The following is a 16,487-nucleotide window of genomic DNA, read 5'->3' on the forward strand; positions in this document are numbered from 1 at the left end:
TTGTAGGGTTTCTTTCAGGGAATAGACCGCGACCAGGCTCATAGATTTACGTATCTCGACAAACGCCTTTCTTACGAAAAACACAGTGACTCCTGTCACGAAGTGCGCGTGATTATCTCAGGAAAACGGCCGCAGGTGGCGATAGATGTTTCCGAATGGTTAAAAAGTAATTAAAAAAACTGCTGAAATGTGAATGTAATCGCTTTCTTGAAAGAAAGTTACGTAACTCTTTCAGTGAAAATCGATTCAACACGCGGTCGAAATAGTTGACGCCAGGCGCGGCGGGTTAGAAAAACCCGGCAACGCCCGGCGAGAGGGGCGATTAGTGTACCTGCGGATCCGCCGGCGAGGCGTTATTACGGATCTCGGCGATATCCATCGCGTTGAACAGGTAATGATTACCGCAGTAGTCGCAATGCATATCAATTTCGCCTTCGTCGGCGAGGATGCTGTCGACTTCTTCATCCGGCAGCGTCTTCAGCGCATCGGCGCAGCGCTGGCGAGAACAGGTACATTTGAACTCGACGTCTTGCGGGTCGTATACCGTCACCTCTTCCTCATGGTACAGGCGCCATAATACATCGGTCGCCGGCAGGGTGAACAGTTCTTCCGCCTTGATGGTCTCGGTCAGGGTCGCCAGATGCTCGAAGTCGTTAAGCTGCGCGTCCTGAGCCGGCATCACCTGCAGCAGCATGCCGCCGGCCACCGCTTTACCGTCGTGCTCGCCGGTACGAATGAACAGACGGGTCGGCAGCTGTTCGGAACGCTGGAAGTAATCTTCCAGGCATGCCGCCAGGGTATCGCCTTCCAGGCCAACAACGCCCTGATAGCGCTCGCCTTCCTGTGGAGAGATGGTAATGACCAGATAGCCGTTGCCGACCAGCGTTTTCAGGTCCGCGCCTTCCGGGATTTCACCCTGAACGCGAGCGACGCCGCGCAGCTGCTGCTGGTTATTGCCGTTGATCACCGCCAGCGAGAGCGGGCCGTCGCCCTGCAGCTGAACGGTAATATCGCCGGCGAATTTCAGCGTGGCGGTCAGCAGGCTGGTGGCGACCAGCAGCTCCGACAGCACGGTTTTCACCGGCTGCGGGTAGCTATGGTTGGCCAGGATCTGTTCCAACGTGTCCGATACGGTGACCAGTTCACCGCGCACGGCATAGTTTTCAAACAGATAACGATGTAATTGATCGTGTTGAGTCATAATCATCTCTCTTGCTGGCGGCAGCGCTATTCGCTGTCGCCGTGTTTAAATCTCATCAGGTCGCGGCGCTCTTTTTTGTCCGGACGTCTGTCTGGGTGAGGCATCGTGAGCGCATTCAGCTTACGCGCCAGCGCCACTTTTTCGCGTTTCTCGATACTCTCCGCCGTCTCTTCGTACAGCATAACGGCTTCGCTGGCTGGCCTGCGCTGTTCGGTAACGCTTTTGACGATAACGGTGCGCTCGTCGTTGCCCTGGCGCAGGGTCAGGGTGGCATTCAGCTCGACGATTTTGCTCGGCTTACTACGTTGTCCGTTGTAGTGCACCTTGCCGCCTTCAACCATTTCGCGCGCAATGGCGCGAGTTTTATAAAAGCGGGCTGCCCAGAGCCATTTGTCCAGCCTGACGCTTTCATCGGGCTTATCTTTCATGGCCTTTCCTCCGGAGTCAGGGAAGGGATCAGCCGCCGGTAATCGTTCACGCCAGGATGGCGGGCATACTGTTTTTCCGCCAGGCCGGAATCCGGATTGGTGACGCCCAGGCAATAACGAATGCCGAACTGCGCCGCCGCGTCCAGGATAGCCTCGCTGTCATCGACAAACAGCGTTTTGCGCGCATCAAGGCCGGTTTCTTCCGCCACCGCGCGCCACAGGCGCTGATCCTCTTTCGGATAACCAAATGTGTGGGTGGAAAGTAATAAATCAAGGTGCGCGTCCAGACCGGTGTGCTTAAGCTTCACCGCCAGATTATGCGGGTGCGCGTTGGTCAGCAGGATGCGGCGCTTGCCGCTGGCCCGCAGCGCATCAAGGAATGGCACGGTATCTTCCCGCAGTTTTGCCCGCGGTCCCTGCTCGCTGGTCATCGCACAAATATCCAAACCCAGTCGCTCGCTCCAGTAATCAAGACAGTACCAGTTTAGCGTATGCTGCACGGCGTGATACTCCTGGTGCATTGCCGCTTTGGCTTCCTGCAGGTTGAGTCCGCGCGCGGCGCCCCAGGTTTCCGGGACCAATTTTTGCCAGAAGTAGTTGTCGAAGGCGAGGTCGAGCAGCGTGCCATCCATATCCAGCAGAACGGTATCAACCTCCTGCCACGCGATATTGATTTGCATGGTGAGTCTCCAGCGAGGGGGAAATGCGCGACAGGGTATCACACCCTGTCGCGCAGGAATTAATCTTGATGATCCGGGGAAGGGATAAGAACCGGATTCAGGCAGCTTTCATAATATTTTTGAATTTCTTCCATGCGCAGGCGCTGGCGCTGATAGCGGCGGATCGCCTGCACGCCGTGCCACGACATACAACCAAGCATCGCCAGCAGCAGAGTGGTGCCAAGATAGCGCCACAGCCCGCTGCGATCGGGAATGCGGTGCAGGTTGATATGCTGGGTGCCATTGGCATCGGTATAAAGATTAGTGACAATCCCCTCCGCATGGAATGGCGTGTGCATCAACATGCCCGCCAGGCGCTGCAGCTCGCCCCACTGCTCGTGGGCAGGATAATCGTACAGGCTGATAGCCGGCCACGGCTGATTGACCAGTTCGCTGCCTTCATCGCTGGCGATCAGGAATCCGCCAGGGGCCGGGCTATTTAGCGCCTGCGCCGCACGGGAGGTTTCACGCATCACAAACGGCGCGGTGGAAGTGGTCACCAGATTCTCCAGCGATTCGGCGCTCACCGGGCGCAGCAACACGTTCACGCCATCGAGCTTACCGGCGGTGGCGCGTTTGGTTAGCGCTTCCCAGTTGCGGGTATTGCCAAGGTTGACCAGCGCGTTCTTCAGACGCACGCAGTCATCTTTCGCCGAGCAGAGATCGTTGGTTTTCAGCACGATATCGCCGAAGTCATCCAGCAGCACCATTCCTGATTTCTGAATTGCCGAACGTAATGCCGGGCTAACGTGCGAATCGTCGTCCGGGTCAGGATGCAACTGGCGCTGTACCGCCTGGACCAGCGCCGTGGCCTTCCCTACGATATCGGACTCCGGCAGCGGCAGGGGAGGCGCGTCGTTCCAGATGATCTGCGAACAGTCGAACGGCGTAAACGGTGACGCGTCTTTCGCGCTCCAGGCGCCCGGCGTGCGGATGTTGCACATCCCGGTACCTTTTAATTGCAGCGTGTCGCCGATACGCACTTTCGCCTTTTCAAGCTGGCCGACGGTGGTGGCTTCGATGGTCTGCGCCCCCTTAAGCCAGGAGAGCGTGAATTTAAAGGGCATATTCAGCGGTACGCTAATCCACAGCATGATGACGACCAGCAGCGCGCCGGCGGCGATAATCGCGCTGCGCAGCCAGTACTGCAGCGGGAAGTGTTTCACTTCATCGTGCAGCGACAGGAATCGCCCCTGGCGAACAACGTGGCGGTTAAGATAAATATCAATATCGGTTTGCTGCCCCAGATCCTGGGCGATCCACGGTTGCCAGTGACGCGGATAGATAAGGTCGATAATCCCCAGCGAAATATTATTAACGTGTTCCTGGTCGTTCTCGCCAAACAGTCCCCAGCGTTTCGGCATCCCGCGCAGGCAGTGGATTTCGCGTAGCGAACCGGCCAGCGGCGGCGCGTAAATGCCCCATACGCCCGCGGCCAACAGCAGCACGCCGCCGCCGAGCAGCCACGGCGCGAAGACATCCGGGGAGATCAGACAGCAATAGAACAGCAGGAAGGCTGCGACAATCATGATCCCTTCGCGCAGGCTGTCAGGACGGCTTAGGGCATGCTCTTCCTGGGTTTCCTGGCGGATATTCAGCAGTTCGACCTGTTCACTCTCTTCACCGCGAATCGACGCCTGGGTAGCCGACGCGCGTTCAAGCGCGTAGCCGCGGGCTTCCTGCGGATAGTCGCGCAAGGTGTGGTCGTTGAGAACAATCACCAGCGGCAGGCTATCGGTTGGGATCAGCGAGACGCTGTTCTCGTCGTTGATATGCTGTTCCCAGAACGGCGGCAGATGAACCTCCACCGAGTCGAGGAAGTAGCGCCATTTGTTGGGCTCATCAGACGAAATACCGTAGCGGGTGACGGCGCGGGTGACGGTATAAACGGTGTCGCTCTGCTCATTCAGTTTCAGGGCGACAGGCGCGACGCTGGCGCCGGTCGCCGGTACCTGTTGCGACTGGCTGAGGCCATCGAGATACTTTTCGACCGCCTGGCGTTCATCATCAGAAAGCTTGCGGGTCGTCGCGTCGCTAAAGGCTTGCAGTAAGGGGAGGCGACGACGTCTGGCATGAGATCGATACCACCACCCGATAAGCAAGACACAGAGTAGCAGAGCTGTGAAAAAGGTCAGAAAGGTGCCCATGCCCATCCCATCGTCATAGTAATTTTAATTGTTTATCGGCACATGTTGTCTAATGCAGGAAATTTTATTGTGCAATGCAGCAGCATGTAAGCTTATCAAAAACGGGAAAACTCAGGAATCGGTAAATTCTCAAAACAAATTCAACCTATTGACTTTTTTATCTTTATGAATCTTTGCATTGCAAGCAAAACGTTGCAACTATGTAAATTAGTGGCAATTTGGATTGCCGAAACCGTGCTGCGTATCGCACAATGACTTCTGTAATCACAGCATAGACCGATGACAATGAGCAAATCATTACAAAAACCCACCATTCTCAACGTTGAAACGGTAGCGCGTTCGCGTCTTTTTAATGTTGAAAGCGTGGACCTGGAGTTCAGCAACGGCGTGCGTCGCGTTTATGAACGCATGCGGCCCACCGCGCGTGAAGCCGTAATGATTGTGCCGATTGTTGACGACCACATTATTTTAATCCGCGAATATGCGGTCGGCACCGAATCCTACGAGCTGGGTTTCTCCAAAGGGCTTATCGACCCCGGCGAAACCGCCATGGAAGCCGCCAACCGCGAGCTGAAAGAAGAGGTGGGCTTCGGCGCCCGTCAATTGACCTTCCTGAAGAAGCTCAGCATGGCGCCATCTTATTTCTCCAGCAAAATGAACATCATGGTGGCGGAAGATCTCTATCCGGAATCGCTGCCGGGCGATGAGCCGGAACCGCTGCCGCAGGTGCGCTGGCCGCTGTCGCAGCTGATGTCTCTACTGGAAGAAGAAGACTTCAATGAAGCGCGTAACGTCAGCGCGCTGTTTCTGGTGCGTGAATGGCTACAGGCGCAGGGGCGTTTGTAAGCGGCTAACATTGTTGTCGCCATCGTCAAAGCCATTTTCGCTGAAAGTGGCTTTGACTTAAACCTGCTGGAAACATTGCTGGCGCTTTACTGATGGTGAAGAAAACGAAAGTTATGCCAAACTTAGTACGTGAATAATTAAAGCGGTAATACAAGGAATAAGAACTAACATTACAGATGTCTTCCAGAAAAAACAGAATTTCTTCATCCATTCTATTGATAATGTTGGTTTTTGTAAGAAGAATGAATATGCGTTGCTTTCTTTTGTGATGAAAAGGATTTTTTTATTTTCTTTTAATCCCAGAAAGAAACGTGATACAGGATAAGCTCCAAAAAAACCAGTCATCGATTGGATGTTGTATAGCATTGGGAATTCAAGCTTGCTTGCTAAATAACTTTCTAAGATGGCACTATATTCTTTTCTGTGAGAAATGAATATGAAATACGAGACGATCATTAACAGGATGCCTATCACACAACAAATCAATAACGCATAGCTCAGGTATTGCATATTACTAGTATCCTGTTAATTCCAATATTTTTTTTGACGAGTACTCGCCGAATTTACCACCTATATATCCTCCGGCAAGACCCCCGATAATCGCGCATGGCAATGCCCCCGTTCCAGCTGTTGCTAGCCCTACGCCCACGCAAAGGGCTACTGCGCCGGTGGAGCCATAAGCACCTCCGGCTAAACCTAACGTCGTGCTTGCACCAAATTTAAAATATTCTTTAAATGCTGTATTACCACATTCACTTTCTCTTCCAGTAGTACAAGATTTTATAATGTTATTTGTTGCCCCAGCAAACGAAAATGCAATGCCAATATATCCGCCATACTTTAAAAAGCGGGCCGCTCTGGCAGCATTACCGGTATAGGTGGAATATCCAGGGATAGCACCTACTCCAACCGTTGACCATTCATGGACAATTGAACGACTGGATAGGTTTAATGCTCTTCGCATATCCTCATATGGCCGGAATTTGATTGAGTGTTTTGCTAAATATTTAATAATAGGTTTATTAACTAATATTTTAAGTTCAGCCAGTAGTTGATTTCTCTCAACAAAAAACTGTTGTCCTATAAGCGTACCTTGCGTCCGAAACTGATTTTGATAGCTGGCCTCTATTTTTTTTAGCGTGGTTTCTATAGCTTTGAAGTATTTTTCTCCAGCATCCCCGATAGCGCCAAAAATTTTATCTCCTGCAGTCGTTATTCCGGCAATCATTCCATAGTTTCTTTGAAGAAAACTGGCCTCATCGGTACTGACTCCTACCAGATTGTTATTTACCTGTTGTTTTGCCTGATGGAGCAAACGGAGTGTCTGTTCTGTCATCGTGCTATTTGGGTCGGCGACAATGAGTATTTGCCCGGGTTTGACCCAGGGCGTACCTGCATTTAGCTGTTCAAAGTAACGCGCGGCACTGCTATTGCGGTTTCGGAATAACAACCCAGCTTGAAGAGATATAGAGCCCGGCTGTTCGACTATACAGTAACCAGGAGCTAGTTTTCTTGACATAAAAAATCCTTGTCTTAGTTGTTTCCATGGAAAGGGACATCGGAAGTTTTTTAGAACAGTAAGCCTTTTTTTGTCTGAGATAGCAATGATAGAAGGCCATCAGCAACCTGAGAGCCTGCTGGAATTCCTTGCCCATAAAAAAACTGCACCTTACTTCGTTGGGTGTCCAACTTTTCGGGTGCAGTTCATTTCGGCGGTTTTTTTGCTGCTCTCAGGCCACCTTTTAGAAAGTGGTTTTCACTAGAACAACTCGTGGGTTTCGCCACCGCTATCGGTAATGGTGGTGCCGACTTCGCGCACCGCCTGATGGGTAGGCTGCGTGCCCTCGATGAAGTACTCGGCGCGGCTATTGCCGCCGTTAGCCAGTTGACCTGTACTGCGGTCGATATTCACCGTCACAATACCCGGCGGCGGCGTTAACGGCTCTTCCGGCACGCCTTCCAGCACCCGTTTCATAAAATCATCCCAAGCCGGTTGGGCGCTTTTAGCGCCGCCTTCATAACCCGAAATCTGATCTTTAATCGCGCCGGAAGCGGTGGTACGGCCCAAATCGCGACGGTGGTCATCGAAACCAATCCACACCGAAGTCACTACGCCCGGACCGTAGCCGGAGAACCACGCGTCTTTCGAGCTGTTGGTGGTACCGGTTTTGCCGCCGATATCATGACGCTGCAGATCGCGGCCCGCACGCCAGCCGGTGCCCATCCAGCCCGGTTCGCCGAAAATATTGGTATTCAGCGCGCTCTTAATCAAGAAGGCCAGCGGCGTGTTGATAACATGCGGGGCATACTCCGGCGCGCCGCTTTGCGCGACCAGCGACTGATTAGCCTGCTCAAGCTGCGGCTGCGGCGGGACGTCGCCGTTTTGCGGCTCCTGAGAGGTGGCGACCTCTTCGACATCCTGGTTTTCCAGCACGTTGGATTTCGGCGTATCGCCGTAGATCACCGGCGAATTACACTGCGGACAGGCGACCTTAGGCCGCTCTTCAAACAGCACGCCGCCCTGGTCGTTCTCGATCTTGCTAATGAAGTACGGGTTAATCAGGAAGCCGCCGTTAGCCATTACCGAGTAGCCGCGGGCGACCTGTAGCGGGGTAAAGGAAGCGGAACCCAGCGCCAGTGATTCGGTATGGACGATGTTCTGCGCCGGGAAGCCGAAACGCTGCAGATACTCTGCCGCATAATCGACGCCCATTGCGCGCATCGCGCGCACCATCACCACGTTCTTCGACTGACCTAATCCCTGACGCAAACGAATAGGGCCGGCGTACTGCGGCGGCGAGTTTTTCGGCCGCCAGTCGGAGCCCGCGCCGGCATCCCAGCGGGAGATCGGCACATCGTTAAGCATACTGGCGAGGGTTAAGCCTTTGTCCATCGCCGCGGTATAAAGGAACGGCTTGATATTGGAGCCAACCTGACGTAGCGCCTGGGTAGCGCGGTTGAATTTACTCTGATTGAAGTCAAAGCCGCCGACCAGAGCGATAATCGCGCCATTTTGCGGGTTGATAGAGACCAGCGCGGAGTTCACTTCCGGCACCTGCGACAGCCACCATTTGTCGCCCTCTTTGCGCACCCAAATTTGCTGCCCGGTCTGAATGACGTCGGTCACTTTGCGCGGCGTCGAGCCTTGTTGCGTATCGGAAACGTAGCGACGCGCCCAGCGGACGCCATCCATCGTTAACGCCACCGACGTGCCGTTGCCCAGCAACGCGACGGCTTCCTGCGGGTTCGCGGAGGTGACTACCGCCGGCGCCAGCGGGCCGACGCCCGGCAGTTTTTTCAGCGTATCGAGGATTTTTTTGTTATCCCACGGGGTCTCGCCAACTTTCCACAGCACGTTGGCCGGGCCGCGATAGCCGTGGCGCATGTCGTAATCGAGCACGTTTTTACGCACCGACTGCTGAGCGGCCTGCTGGTTTTTACGCGTGATGGTGGTGTAGACGCGATAGCCGTCTTCGTAGGCCTGCTCGCCGTAGCGGTTGACCATCTCCTGACGCACCATTTCGCTCAGATACGGGGCGGAGAAGGCGATTTCCGGCGTGTGGTAGCTGGCGTCAATCGCCTCGCTGCGCGCCTGATCGTACTGTGCCTGGGTGATATAGCCTTCGCCCAGCATACGCGACAGCACCACGTTGCGACGCGAGGTCGCGCGATCCAGCGAATAGAGCGGGTTAAAGGTGGAAGGCGCTTTTGGTAGACCGGCGATGACCGCCATTTCGCTCAGCGTCAGCTGATCGACCGTTTTACCGAAGTAAACCTGCGCGGCGGCGCCGACGCCATAGGCGCGGTAGCCGAGGTAAATTTTATTGAGGTAAAGATCGAGAATTTCGTCTTTATTCAGCAGCTGTTCGATGCGGATCGCAAGGAAAACCTCTTTGATCTTACGCGTTATCGTTTTTTCCGGGCTGAGGAAGAAGTTACGCGCAAGCTGCTGAGTAATGGTACTGGCGCCCTGCGAGGCATGGCCTGAGAACATCGCCACGCTGGCGGCGCGGAAAATCCCCACCGGATCGACGCCATGATGCTCATAGAAGCGGCTATCTTCAGTCGCGATAAACGCTTTTATCAGCTCCGGCGGCATCTGCTGCAGAGTGACGGGGATGCGGCGCTTTTCGCCATATTGCGCAATGAGCTCGCCGTCCGCGCTATAAACCTGCATCGGGATCTGCAAGCGCACATCCTTTAAGGTCGCGACGTCGGGGAGTTGCGGCTCTATAAATTTGTAGAGGCCATAAATCGAGCCTGCTCCCAGCAGAACGCAACAAACTGCAAGGATAAAAAGATACTTTACGAACTTCACCGGAGAATTCCCATTTAGTTTTATTTGGGCAGTTTATAAACAAACGCGCGGTAGTATAAAGGCAAGCCAGGAGCATTGATATACCCCCACGGGGCGGCTTGCTGGCGCTATGTCTTCCAGACGGCGTGTCGATCGACGCTAAAAGCCCCCATTTCGCCACATGGTATATCCAGGCTGCTCCTTGAATCGCAATCGCGGATAAGGAGATCTAAGCATGACTTTCAGAAATTGGCGTATAGGAATTCACATTCAACAGGATAGCGTCGCCATAGTGGCACTATTGTACGAACGTGGACGCTGGGCGTTACGTCGCTGGTGGCGAATTCCGCTGCCGCCCGGCCTGGTGGCGCAGGGCAGCATCGTTGACATCAATGAGGCGGTGAAGCGGTTACGTGATTGGCGCCGCGAGCTGCCGTTACAGCATCAGGTGTGCATTGCGCTTCCTGCCAGCCGTACGCTGCAAAAGCAGTTGCCGGCGCCACAGGTGTCGCTGCGGGAAAACGAAAGAGCGATGTGGATAGCGGGTACGATGGCGCGTCAGCTGGAAATGCCTGCCTCTTCGCTGTGTATCGATTACACCGCCCGCGCGGCTAACGATGGCTGGCAGGCGACGGCGGCTCAGCGTTTGGATATCGACGCGCTGCGTCAACTGGCTCGGCGGCTGAAGCTGCGCCTGGCGGCGATCGTGCCGGATGCGGCTGCTCTCACTTCTTTTTTTCCCTGGCTTACTGACGCGACTCAGGGATTGGTCTGGCAGGGGGACGCGGAGTGGTTATGGGCGACCCAGGAGCGCTGGGGCTATTGTCCATGCGCTGAAGCCCCCTCTTTCTCGCACTTAACCTCGCGCCTCAACGATGAACAGTTCCAGCTCTGTAGCAGCCTGCCGTTGGCGGAAAATAGCTTTGATTGCTGGAGCGTAATCCACCGCCTGCAGCCGCCGCTTCCCGCCTGCGGCGATCGCTTTGCTATCGCGCTTGGTTTGGCGCTGGGAGGTAAATAACCATGGCGCAGCCGATTAATCTTCTACCGTGGCGCGAGACGCGACGGCGGCAACGCTTGCGTCTGGGCGGGCTGCTGGCGGTGGCGATGGCGCTAAACATCGCCGCCCTGACAATAGCGACGCGCGCGTTGCGTCAGATGGACGCGGCGCAGCAGGCGATGCGCGTCCAAGCCGACAATCTGCTTTATTCCATGCTGTTGCAACGCGAGCGGGAGATGCGCGAAGAAATACAGCGCGGTGAGCGACAGGCACGGCAAGCGCAGCGGCGAGCCGAAATGCAGGCCTGGCAGACACGATTGCTCACGTTAGCGTCGCTGTTGCCGGAGCCGCTGTGGTTAACCAGACTGGACTACCAACCACAGGGCATCACCCTCAGCGGCCTGGCGCTGAACCTCAAGGCGGTGGTGGCGCTGGAAAAGGCGCTTGGCAAGCTGGAGGGGTTTCAACCGGCGATGGCAGGAGGAACGCATCGCGATACACAGGGACGCTGGTCATTTAGTTTTTTTCTACCTGGAGACACTGCCGATGCGGACAGCGATTGAACGCCTGCAGGCGCTGCGCGGATGGCCGTTAGCGTTACTTTGCGCCACAGTTTTGGCTGCGGCAGTGTATCTGGCGTTTTCGCTTGTTGTTGTCAGCGCTTCGCAGCCCACGCCGCCGCCCCTACAGACGCAATGGCGGCGAGTAATGCCGCTGCGGGCCACGCTGCAGCAGCGCGTGGTTGATGATTGGACGGCCCGGCGTTTTTCACCGCTGGAGCCACCCGTGGCCGGTATCTTGTTACAGGCCTGGCAACCGCGAGGGCGCGGCGGTGAGATGCTGGCGGCGGTTAACTGGCAGTCGGTGCCGCCGCTGTTCGCCTGGCTTGCCGATTGCGGGGTACACGCTAGCGCTTTTTCACTAAATGATGAAAAAGGGGTACTACAGATGTCGTTGCAACTGGAGCGCGACGATGAAATATAAAGGATACATGCTGCTGCTGGTTTGCCCGCTGCTGGCAGGAGCGCGCGATCCTTTTTTACCGGTCGAGGACCACTGCCAGACCGCGCAGCTGACGCAGTGGCGTTACGGCGGCGGGGTTGGCCGCCCGGCCCAGTGGCTGGGTCTTGTTCAGGATCATACCGGTCAGTGGCGGCGTGTACGAATTAACGACGTTTTGCCTGGCGGCTGGCGAATTCGACAGCTAACGGCAGAAACATTAACTCTGGAGGCCAATACCGGGTGTGAACCCGCACGCTGGGTCTGGTCACGTAAGGAAAGCCAACATGATGCGAAGGATAAGCCTGCTACTTCTGCTGCTGCCGCTGCTGGCCGCGGCGGCGAAAAAAGAACCGCCGGTATCGCTGGTGGTTGATGATGTACCGGTGGCCCAGGTACTGCAAAGCCTGGCGGAAATGCAACATCTTAATTTAATCGTGGCGCCGGAGGTCAGCGGCACGCTGTCGCTCCACTTAAATAGCGTCCCCTGGCAACAGGCGCTCCAGTCGGTTCTCGATAGCGCTGGACTGACAATGGCCCGTCAGGGCACGGTGTTGTACATCCACACGCTGGCGTGGCAGCAAGCGAAACGGACGCAGCAGGAAGCCGAGCAGGCTAAACGCTGGCAGAATCTGCCATTACGTAACCACAGTATCCCGCTTCGCTATGCCGACGCAGACGAACTGGCGAAATCCGGGAGCAAGCTGTTGAGCGCCCGCGGCACGATGACCGTCGATCGGCGAACTAATCGTCTGTTAATCCGCGACGACGATCGGCATCTGCCGGCGCTGAAGGCGTGGGCTGAAGAGATGGATCTGCCGGTCGGCCAGGTGGAGCTGGCGGCGCACATTGTGTCAATGAGCGCGACCAGCCTGCGTGAGCTTGGCGTGAAGTGGAGCCTGGCGGAGGCCAGCAGCACGCCGGGGATGGGGAAAATTACCAACCTGAGCAGTAACCTGGCGGTGTCAGACGCGACCACCCGCGGCGGGTTTAATATCGGCCGGATTAACGGGCGGCTACTGGAGCTTGAGCTTTCCGCGCTGGAGCAAAAGCAGCAGGTGGACATCATCGCCAGTCCGCGCCTGCTGGCGTCGCATATGCAACCCGCTAGTATCAAACAGGGCAGCGAGATCCCCTATCAGGTCTCCAGCGGAGAAAGCGGCGCCACCTCGGTTGAGTTTAAAGAGGCGGTCCTGGGTATGGAGGTGACGCCGACGGTGCTACAGCAGGATCGCGTGCGCCTGAAGCTGCGCATTAGCGAAAATACGCCAGGCCAGGTTTTGCAGCAGGAAAACGGCGAAGCGCTGGCAATTGATAAACAAGAGATTGAAACCTTAGTCGAGGTGAAAAGCGGCGAGACCCTGGCGCTGGGCGGTATTTTTTCACAGAAGAATAAGTCGGCGCGCGACAGCGTGCCGTTGCTTGGCGAAATCCCCTTACTCGGGCAGCTGTTTCGCCATGATGGTAAAGATAATGAACGACGTGAACTGGTTGTCTTCATCACGCCGCGTATTCTGGCAGTACATTAAGCGGGTTTTTCATGCTAAACACGTTTCAGGTGTTTGACGCGGGGACGGATTTAGCATACAAGGGGTACCGATTTGAGAGTCGGGTACGACATCAATCCTCCCTTTATGTCCGGTGATTTTATTCTGTTGCCAAACCAGCCGGAGTATTGAGATAATTTTTAGTCTGACTCTCGCTCTATTGCATATGAGGTTTCAGTTCATGTCCTGCTGCGCTGGGTGTCTGCGAAGCGGGTTTATCATTAACGAATAGTCTTAGTAGTACCGAAAAAATGGCAGAGAAACGCAATATCTTTCTGGTTGGGCCTATGGGTGCCGGCAAAAGCACTATTGGGCGCCAGTTAGCCCAACAGCTCAACATGGAATTTTACGATTCTGATCAAGAGATTGAGAAACGCACTGGCGCAGACGTCGGCTGGGTCTTCGATGTCGAAGGCGAAGAAGGCTTCCGCGATCGTGAAGAAAAAATCATCAATGAGTTGACGGAAAAACAGGGAATCGTACTCGCCACTGGCGGCGGCTCAGTAAAATCCCGTGAAACGCGTAACCGTCTCTCCGCCCGCGGCGTGGTGGTCTACCTGGAAACAACGATCGAAAAACAACTTGCTCGTACGCAGCGCGATAAAAAGCGTCCTTTATTACAAGTAGATGCGCCGCCACGTGAAGTTCTTGAAGCGTTGGCAGATGAGCGTAATCCGCTGTATGAAGAGATTGCCGATGTGACTATCCGCACCGACGATCAAAGCGCGAAAGTCGTTGCAAACCAGATTATTCATATGCTGGAAAGCAACTGATTCTGGCTTAATAAAGTGCGTCAGAGTAAAGCAACTGAGGTGGACGTCGCGTTATGGAGAAGCTGACTGTAACTCTCGGGGAACGTAGTTACCCGATTACCATCGCGGCTGGTTTGTTTAACGATCCAGCTTCTTTTCTGCCACTGAAATCAGGCGACCAGGTTATGCTGGTCACCAATGAAACGCTGGCGCCGCTTTATCTTGATACCGTTCGCTCCGTACTGGAGCAAGCGGGTGTCAATGTCGACAGCGTGATCCTGCCGGATGGCGAGCAGTATAAAAGCCTGGCGGTGATGGATACGGTATTTACCGCGCTGTTGCAAAAACCACATGGCCGCGACACCACACTCGTGGCGCTCGGCGGCGGCGTGGTTGGCGATTTAACCGGTTTTGCCGCGGCGAGCTATCAGCGCGGCGTACGTTTTATTCAAGTTCCCACCACGCTGCTTTCGCAGGTGGACTCTTCGGTTGGCGGCAAAACGGCCGTAAACCATCCCCTCGGTAAAAATATGATTGGCGCCTTCTGGCAGCCGGTTTCCGTGGTCGTCGACCTTAATTGTCTCAAAACATTGCCGAAGCGCGAGCTCTCCTCCGGCCTGGCTGAGGTCATTAAGTACGGCATTATCCTCGACGGCGAGTTCTTCTGCTGGCTTGAAGACAACATCGATGCGCTGATGGCGCTGGATGAATCAGCGATGGCGTACTGTATTCGCCGTTGTTGTGAGTTAAAAGCCGAAGTTGTCGCTGCCGACGAGCGCGAAACCGGGTTACGTGCTTTACTGAATCTGGGACATACATTTGGTCATGCTATCGAAGCTGAAATGGGCTACGGTAACTGGCTACATGGCGAAGCTGTGGCGGCAGGAATGGTCATGGCGGCGCATACGTCCGAGCGTTTAGGGCAGTTTAGCGCGCAGGATACGCAGCGTATGATTGCGCTGTTGCAACGTGCAGGGTTGCCGGTACGCGGGCCGCAGGAAATGTCTGCAGAAGCGTACTTGCCTCACATGATGCGTGATAAAAAGGTACTGGCAGGCGAAATGCGCCTGGTATTGCCGCTCGCTATAGGAAAGAGCGAGGTCCGCGGCGGAGTGTCGCACGATGTAGTTCTTGGCGCGATTGCTGATACTCAGCAGGCGCAACAATAAGAAGGTCTAGCCGCGTCCGCGCGGCGTTATCATTTCGGGCAACATGCAATAATCGTGAGCATAAGCCTTTTAGTGGGGTGTTAAATGGATGATTTCAAACCAGAAGACGATATGAAAGCCGATCGCAACGATCGTCGTACTGGTCGTTCCCGTCAGTCTTCCGAGCGTGACGCCGATCCGCAGATCAATTTCGACGATCTCGATCTCGAGGCTGATGAAAGCCGTCCGACGCGCGCGAACAAAGCCCGTCGTGAACGCGATGAAGAAGAGTATGAAGAGGACCTTGAGTCCGAAGAAGAAGCAGAAGAAGAGCAGCAGGTTGAACGCCGTCCGCGTAAACGCAAAAAGGCCCCTGCTAAACCGGCTTCCCGCCAGTATGTCATGATGGGCGTCGGGGTGCTGGTACTCCTGCTGCTGATTGTCGGCGTGGGTTCGGCGCTGAAATCGCCATCTTCTTCCAATGAATCCGCTTCTGGTGAGAAGAGCGTTAACCTGTCAGGCGATCAAAGCATGACCGCTGACCAGAACAACAATGCCGCGCAGCCGGTCGATCAAACTGCGGGCAACACCAACCAGCAACAGCCGCAGGACGTTTCTCTGCCGCCGATCGCCTCTAATCCGACTCAGGGTCAACCCGCCTCTGAGCCGCAGGGCCAGCAGCGTGTGGAAGTTCAGGGCGACCTGAACAACGCGCTGACTCAGCAGCAGGGTCAACTGGATAGCGCCGTTGCTAACTCCACCTTACCGACCGAACCTGCGACCGTTGCGCCAATGCGTAATGGCGCCGCGCCGCGTCAAACGACCGAACGCCAGACGGCTGCCGCGCCGCGTCCTGCCGAGCGTAAACAGGTGGTGATTGAACCGAAACCGCAAAGCAAGCCGCAGGCTACCGCCAAAGCGCCGGTTGAAACCAAACCTAAGCGCGTAGAGAGCGCGCCGGTGGCTGCCGCCAGCAAGCCTGTCGCCACTGCGCAGACTAAACCGGCTGCGACAACCGCGCCAACGGCTACCGCGACTGCGCCTGCCGCAACGACCTCCACCCCGGCGGCCACTGCGCCTGCGGCGACCGCAGCGGCTGGTAGCAAAACGGCTGGCGATGTTGGTTCGATGAAGTCTGCGCCGTCAGGTAACTATACGTTGCAGCTCAGCAGCTCCTCTAACTACAACAACCTGAACAACTGGGCGAAGAAAGAGAAGCTGGAAAAATATGTTGTCTATGAGACGACTCGCAACGGTCAACCGTGGTATGTGCTGGTCAGCGGGATCTACGCTTCGAAAGATGAAGCGAAACGTGCCGTCGCCACGCTCCCTGCGGATGTTCAGGCGAAAAATCCATGGGCAAAACCGCTGCATCAGGTACAAGCTGACCTGAAGTAATGCCG

At 55.4% G+C, this 16,487-nt stretch carries 16 protein-coding genes; 9 read left to right on the forward strand and 7 right to left on the reverse strand.

The window, feature by feature from the left end; all coding sequences use genetic code 11:
- Window positions 1-322 precede the first annotated feature (322 nt).
- The 4 genes from hslO to PGS10_RS10605 are packed head-to-tail and all read right to left on the reverse strand — an operon-like array spanning window position 323 to window position 4,495.
- Window positions 323-1,201, reverse strand: a complete 879-nt coding sequence (hslO, locus tag PGS10_RS10590) for an Hsp33 family molecular chaperone HslO (protein ID WP_015703666.1) — start codon at window positions 1,199-1,201, stop codon at window positions 323-325.
- A 26-nt stretch (window positions 1,202-1,227) separates the two neighbouring features.
- Entirely contained in the window at window positions 1,228-1,629 is a 402-nt protein-coding gene (hslR, locus tag PGS10_RS10595) for a ribosome-associated heat shock protein Hsp15 (protein ID WP_047078886.1), read from the reverse strand.
- Window positions 1,626-2,309: a GMP/IMP nucleotidase gene (gene yrfG / locus PGS10_RS10600; RefSeq protein ID WP_047047984.1), complete on the reverse strand. Its 684-nt coding sequence runs from the start codon at window positions 2,307-2,309 to the stop codon at window positions 1,626-1,628. The genes hslR and yrfG overlap by 4 nt, the downstream gene beginning before the upstream one ends.
- Window positions 2,310-2,368: 59 nt before the next feature.
- Entirely contained in the window at window positions 2,369-4,495 is a 2,127-nt protein-coding gene (locus tag PGS10_RS10605) for an intracellular growth attenuator family protein (protein ID WP_316422853.1), read from the reverse strand.
- Between the two features lie 285 nt (window positions 4,496-4,780).
- Between PGS10_RS10605 and nudE the strand changes: the two genes are divergently transcribed.
- On the forward strand, window positions 4,781-5,341 hold the full coding sequence (gene nudE / locus PGS10_RS10610) for an ADP compounds hydrolase NudE (protein ID WP_015703662.1): 561 nt from the start codon (window positions 4,781-4,783) through the stop codon (window positions 5,339-5,341).
- A gap of 111 nt (window positions 5,342-5,452) precedes the next feature.
- Here the strand turns inward: nudE and PGS10_RS10615 are convergent, their stop codons facing one another.
- From PGS10_RS10615 to mrcA, 3 genes are all read right to left on the reverse strand, one after another.
- A complete protein-coding gene (locus PGS10_RS10615; RefSeq protein ID WP_047078888.1) occupies window positions 5,453-5,851 on the reverse strand; it encodes a hypothetical protein in 399 nt (132 codons plus the stop codon).
- 4 nt (window positions 5,852-5,855) lie between these two features.
- A complete protein-coding gene (locus tag PGS10_RS10620; RefSeq protein ID WP_047078889.1) occupies window positions 5,856-6,860 on the reverse strand; it encodes a hypothetical protein in 1,005 nt (334 codons plus the stop codon).
- Between the two features lie 240 nt (window positions 6,861-7,100).
- On the reverse strand, window positions 7,101-9,659 hold the full coding sequence (gene mrcA, locus PGS10_RS10625; protein ID WP_045394849.1) for a peptidoglycan glycosyltransferase/peptidoglycan DD-transpeptidase MrcA: 2,559 nt from the start codon (window positions 9,657-9,659) through the stop codon (window positions 7,101-7,103).
- Between the two features lie 214 nt (window positions 9,660-9,873).
- Here mrcA and pilM point away from each other — a divergent pair, with 214 nt between their 5' ends.
- From pilM to damX, 8 genes are all read left to right on the forward strand, one after another.
- Window positions 9,874-10,659, forward strand: coding sequence for a pilus assembly protein PilM (gene pilM, locus PGS10_RS10630; protein WP_047047991.1), 786 nt, complete (start codon window positions 9,874-9,876; stop codon window positions 10,657-10,659).
- Window positions 10,660-10,715: 56 nt separating this feature from the next.
- Window positions 10,716-11,201, forward strand: coding sequence for a PilN domain-containing protein (locus tag PGS10_RS10635; protein WP_316422856.1), 486 nt, complete (start codon window positions 10,716-10,718; stop codon window positions 11,199-11,201).
- A complete protein-coding gene (locus PGS10_RS10640) occupies window positions 11,185-11,622 on the forward strand; it encodes a hypothetical protein (RefSeq protein ID WP_047047999.1) in 438 nt (145 codons plus the stop codon). The genes PGS10_RS10635 and PGS10_RS10640 overlap by 17 nt, the downstream gene beginning before the upstream one ends.
- Window positions 11,612-12,013, forward strand: a complete 402-nt coding sequence (locus PGS10_RS10645; protein WP_047048002.1) for a HofP DNA utilization family protein — start codon at window positions 11,612-11,614, stop codon at window positions 12,011-12,013. Before PGS10_RS10640 ends, PGS10_RS10645 begins: the two co-directional genes overlap by 11 nt.
- A complete protein-coding gene (gene hofQ, locus PGS10_RS10650) occupies window positions 11,925-13,166 on the forward strand; it encodes a DNA uptake porin HofQ (RefSeq protein ID WP_047078891.1) in 1,242 nt (413 codons plus the stop codon). Before PGS10_RS10645 ends, hofQ begins: the two co-directional genes overlap by 89 nt.
- 269 nt (window positions 13,167-13,435) lie before the next feature.
- Window positions 13,436-13,957: a shikimate kinase AroK gene (aroK, locus tag PGS10_RS10655; RefSeq protein WP_002920267.1), complete on the forward strand. Its 522-nt coding sequence runs from the start codon at window positions 13,436-13,438 to the stop codon at window positions 13,955-13,957.
- A gap of 53 nt (window positions 13,958-14,010) precedes the next feature.
- Window positions 14,011-15,105 (forward strand): 3-dehydroquinate synthase, encoded by a 1,095-nt coding sequence (aroB, locus tag PGS10_RS10660; protein WP_015369386.1) that lies wholly within the window; start codon window positions 14,011-14,013, stop codon window positions 15,103-15,105.
- Window positions 15,106-15,189: 84 nt separating this feature from the next.
- Entirely contained in the window at window positions 15,190-16,482 is a 1,293-nt protein-coding gene (damX, locus tag PGS10_RS10665) for a cell division protein DamX (RefSeq protein ID WP_049060882.1), read from the forward strand.
- Window positions 16,483-16,487 lie beyond the last annotated feature (5 nt).

The organism is Klebsiella sp. 141153, assembly GCF_032601995.1.
Taxonomy (GTDB): Bacteria; Pseudomonadota; Gammaproteobacteria; order Enterobacterales; family Enterobacteriaceae; genus Klebsiella; species Klebsiella aerogenes.

Coding starts and splice junctions, on each gene's coding strand:
- nudE (WP_015703662.1), top strand. CDS start 4,781: ATGAGCAAATCATTACAAAAACCCACCATTCTCAACGTTGAAACGGTA.
- PGS10_RS10620 (WP_047078889.1), bottom strand. CDS start 6,860: ATGTCAAGAAAACTAGCTCCTGGTTACTGTATAGTCGAACAGCCGGGC.
- yrfG (WP_047047984.1), bottom strand. CDS start 2,309: ATGCAAATCAATATCGCGTGGCAGGAGGTTGATACCGTTCTGCTGGAT.
- aroK (WP_002920267.1), top strand. CDS start 13,436: ATGGCAGAGAAACGCAATATCTTTCTGGTTGGGCCTATGGGTGCCGGC.
- hslO (WP_015703666.1), bottom strand. CDS start 1,201: ATGACTCAACACGATCAATTACATCGTTATCTGTTTGAAAACTATGCC.
- PGS10_RS10640 (WP_047047999.1), top strand. CDS start 11,185: ATGCGGACAGCGATTGAACGCCTGCAGGCGCTGCGCGGATGGCCGTTA.
- PGS10_RS10605 (WP_316422853.1), bottom strand. CDS start 4,495: ATGGGCACCTTTCTGACCTTTTTCACAGCTCTGCTACTCTGTGTCTTG.
- hslR (WP_047078886.1), bottom strand. CDS start 1,629: ATGAAAGATAAGCCCGATGAAAGCGTCAGGCTGGACAAATGGCTCTGG.
- PGS10_RS10645 (WP_047048002.1), top strand. CDS start 11,612: ATGAAATATAAAGGATACATGCTGCTGCTGGTTTGCCCGCTGCTGGCA.
- damX (WP_049060882.1), top strand. CDS start 15,190: ATGGATGATTTCAAACCAGAAGACGATATGAAAGCCGATCGCAACGAT.
- pilM (WP_047047991.1), top strand. CDS start 9,874: ATGACTTTCAGAAATTGGCGTATAGGAATTCACATTCAACAGGATAGC.
- PGS10_RS10615 (WP_047078888.1), bottom strand. CDS start 5,851: ATGCAATACCTGAGCTATGCGTTATTGATTTGTTGTGTGATAGGCATC.
- hofQ (WP_047078891.1), top strand. CDS start 11,925: ATGATGCGAAGGATAAGCCTGCTACTTCTGCTGCTGCCGCTGCTGGCC.
- aroB (WP_015369386.1), top strand. CDS start 14,011: ATGGAGAAGCTGACTGTAACTCTCGGGGAACGTAGTTACCCGATTACC.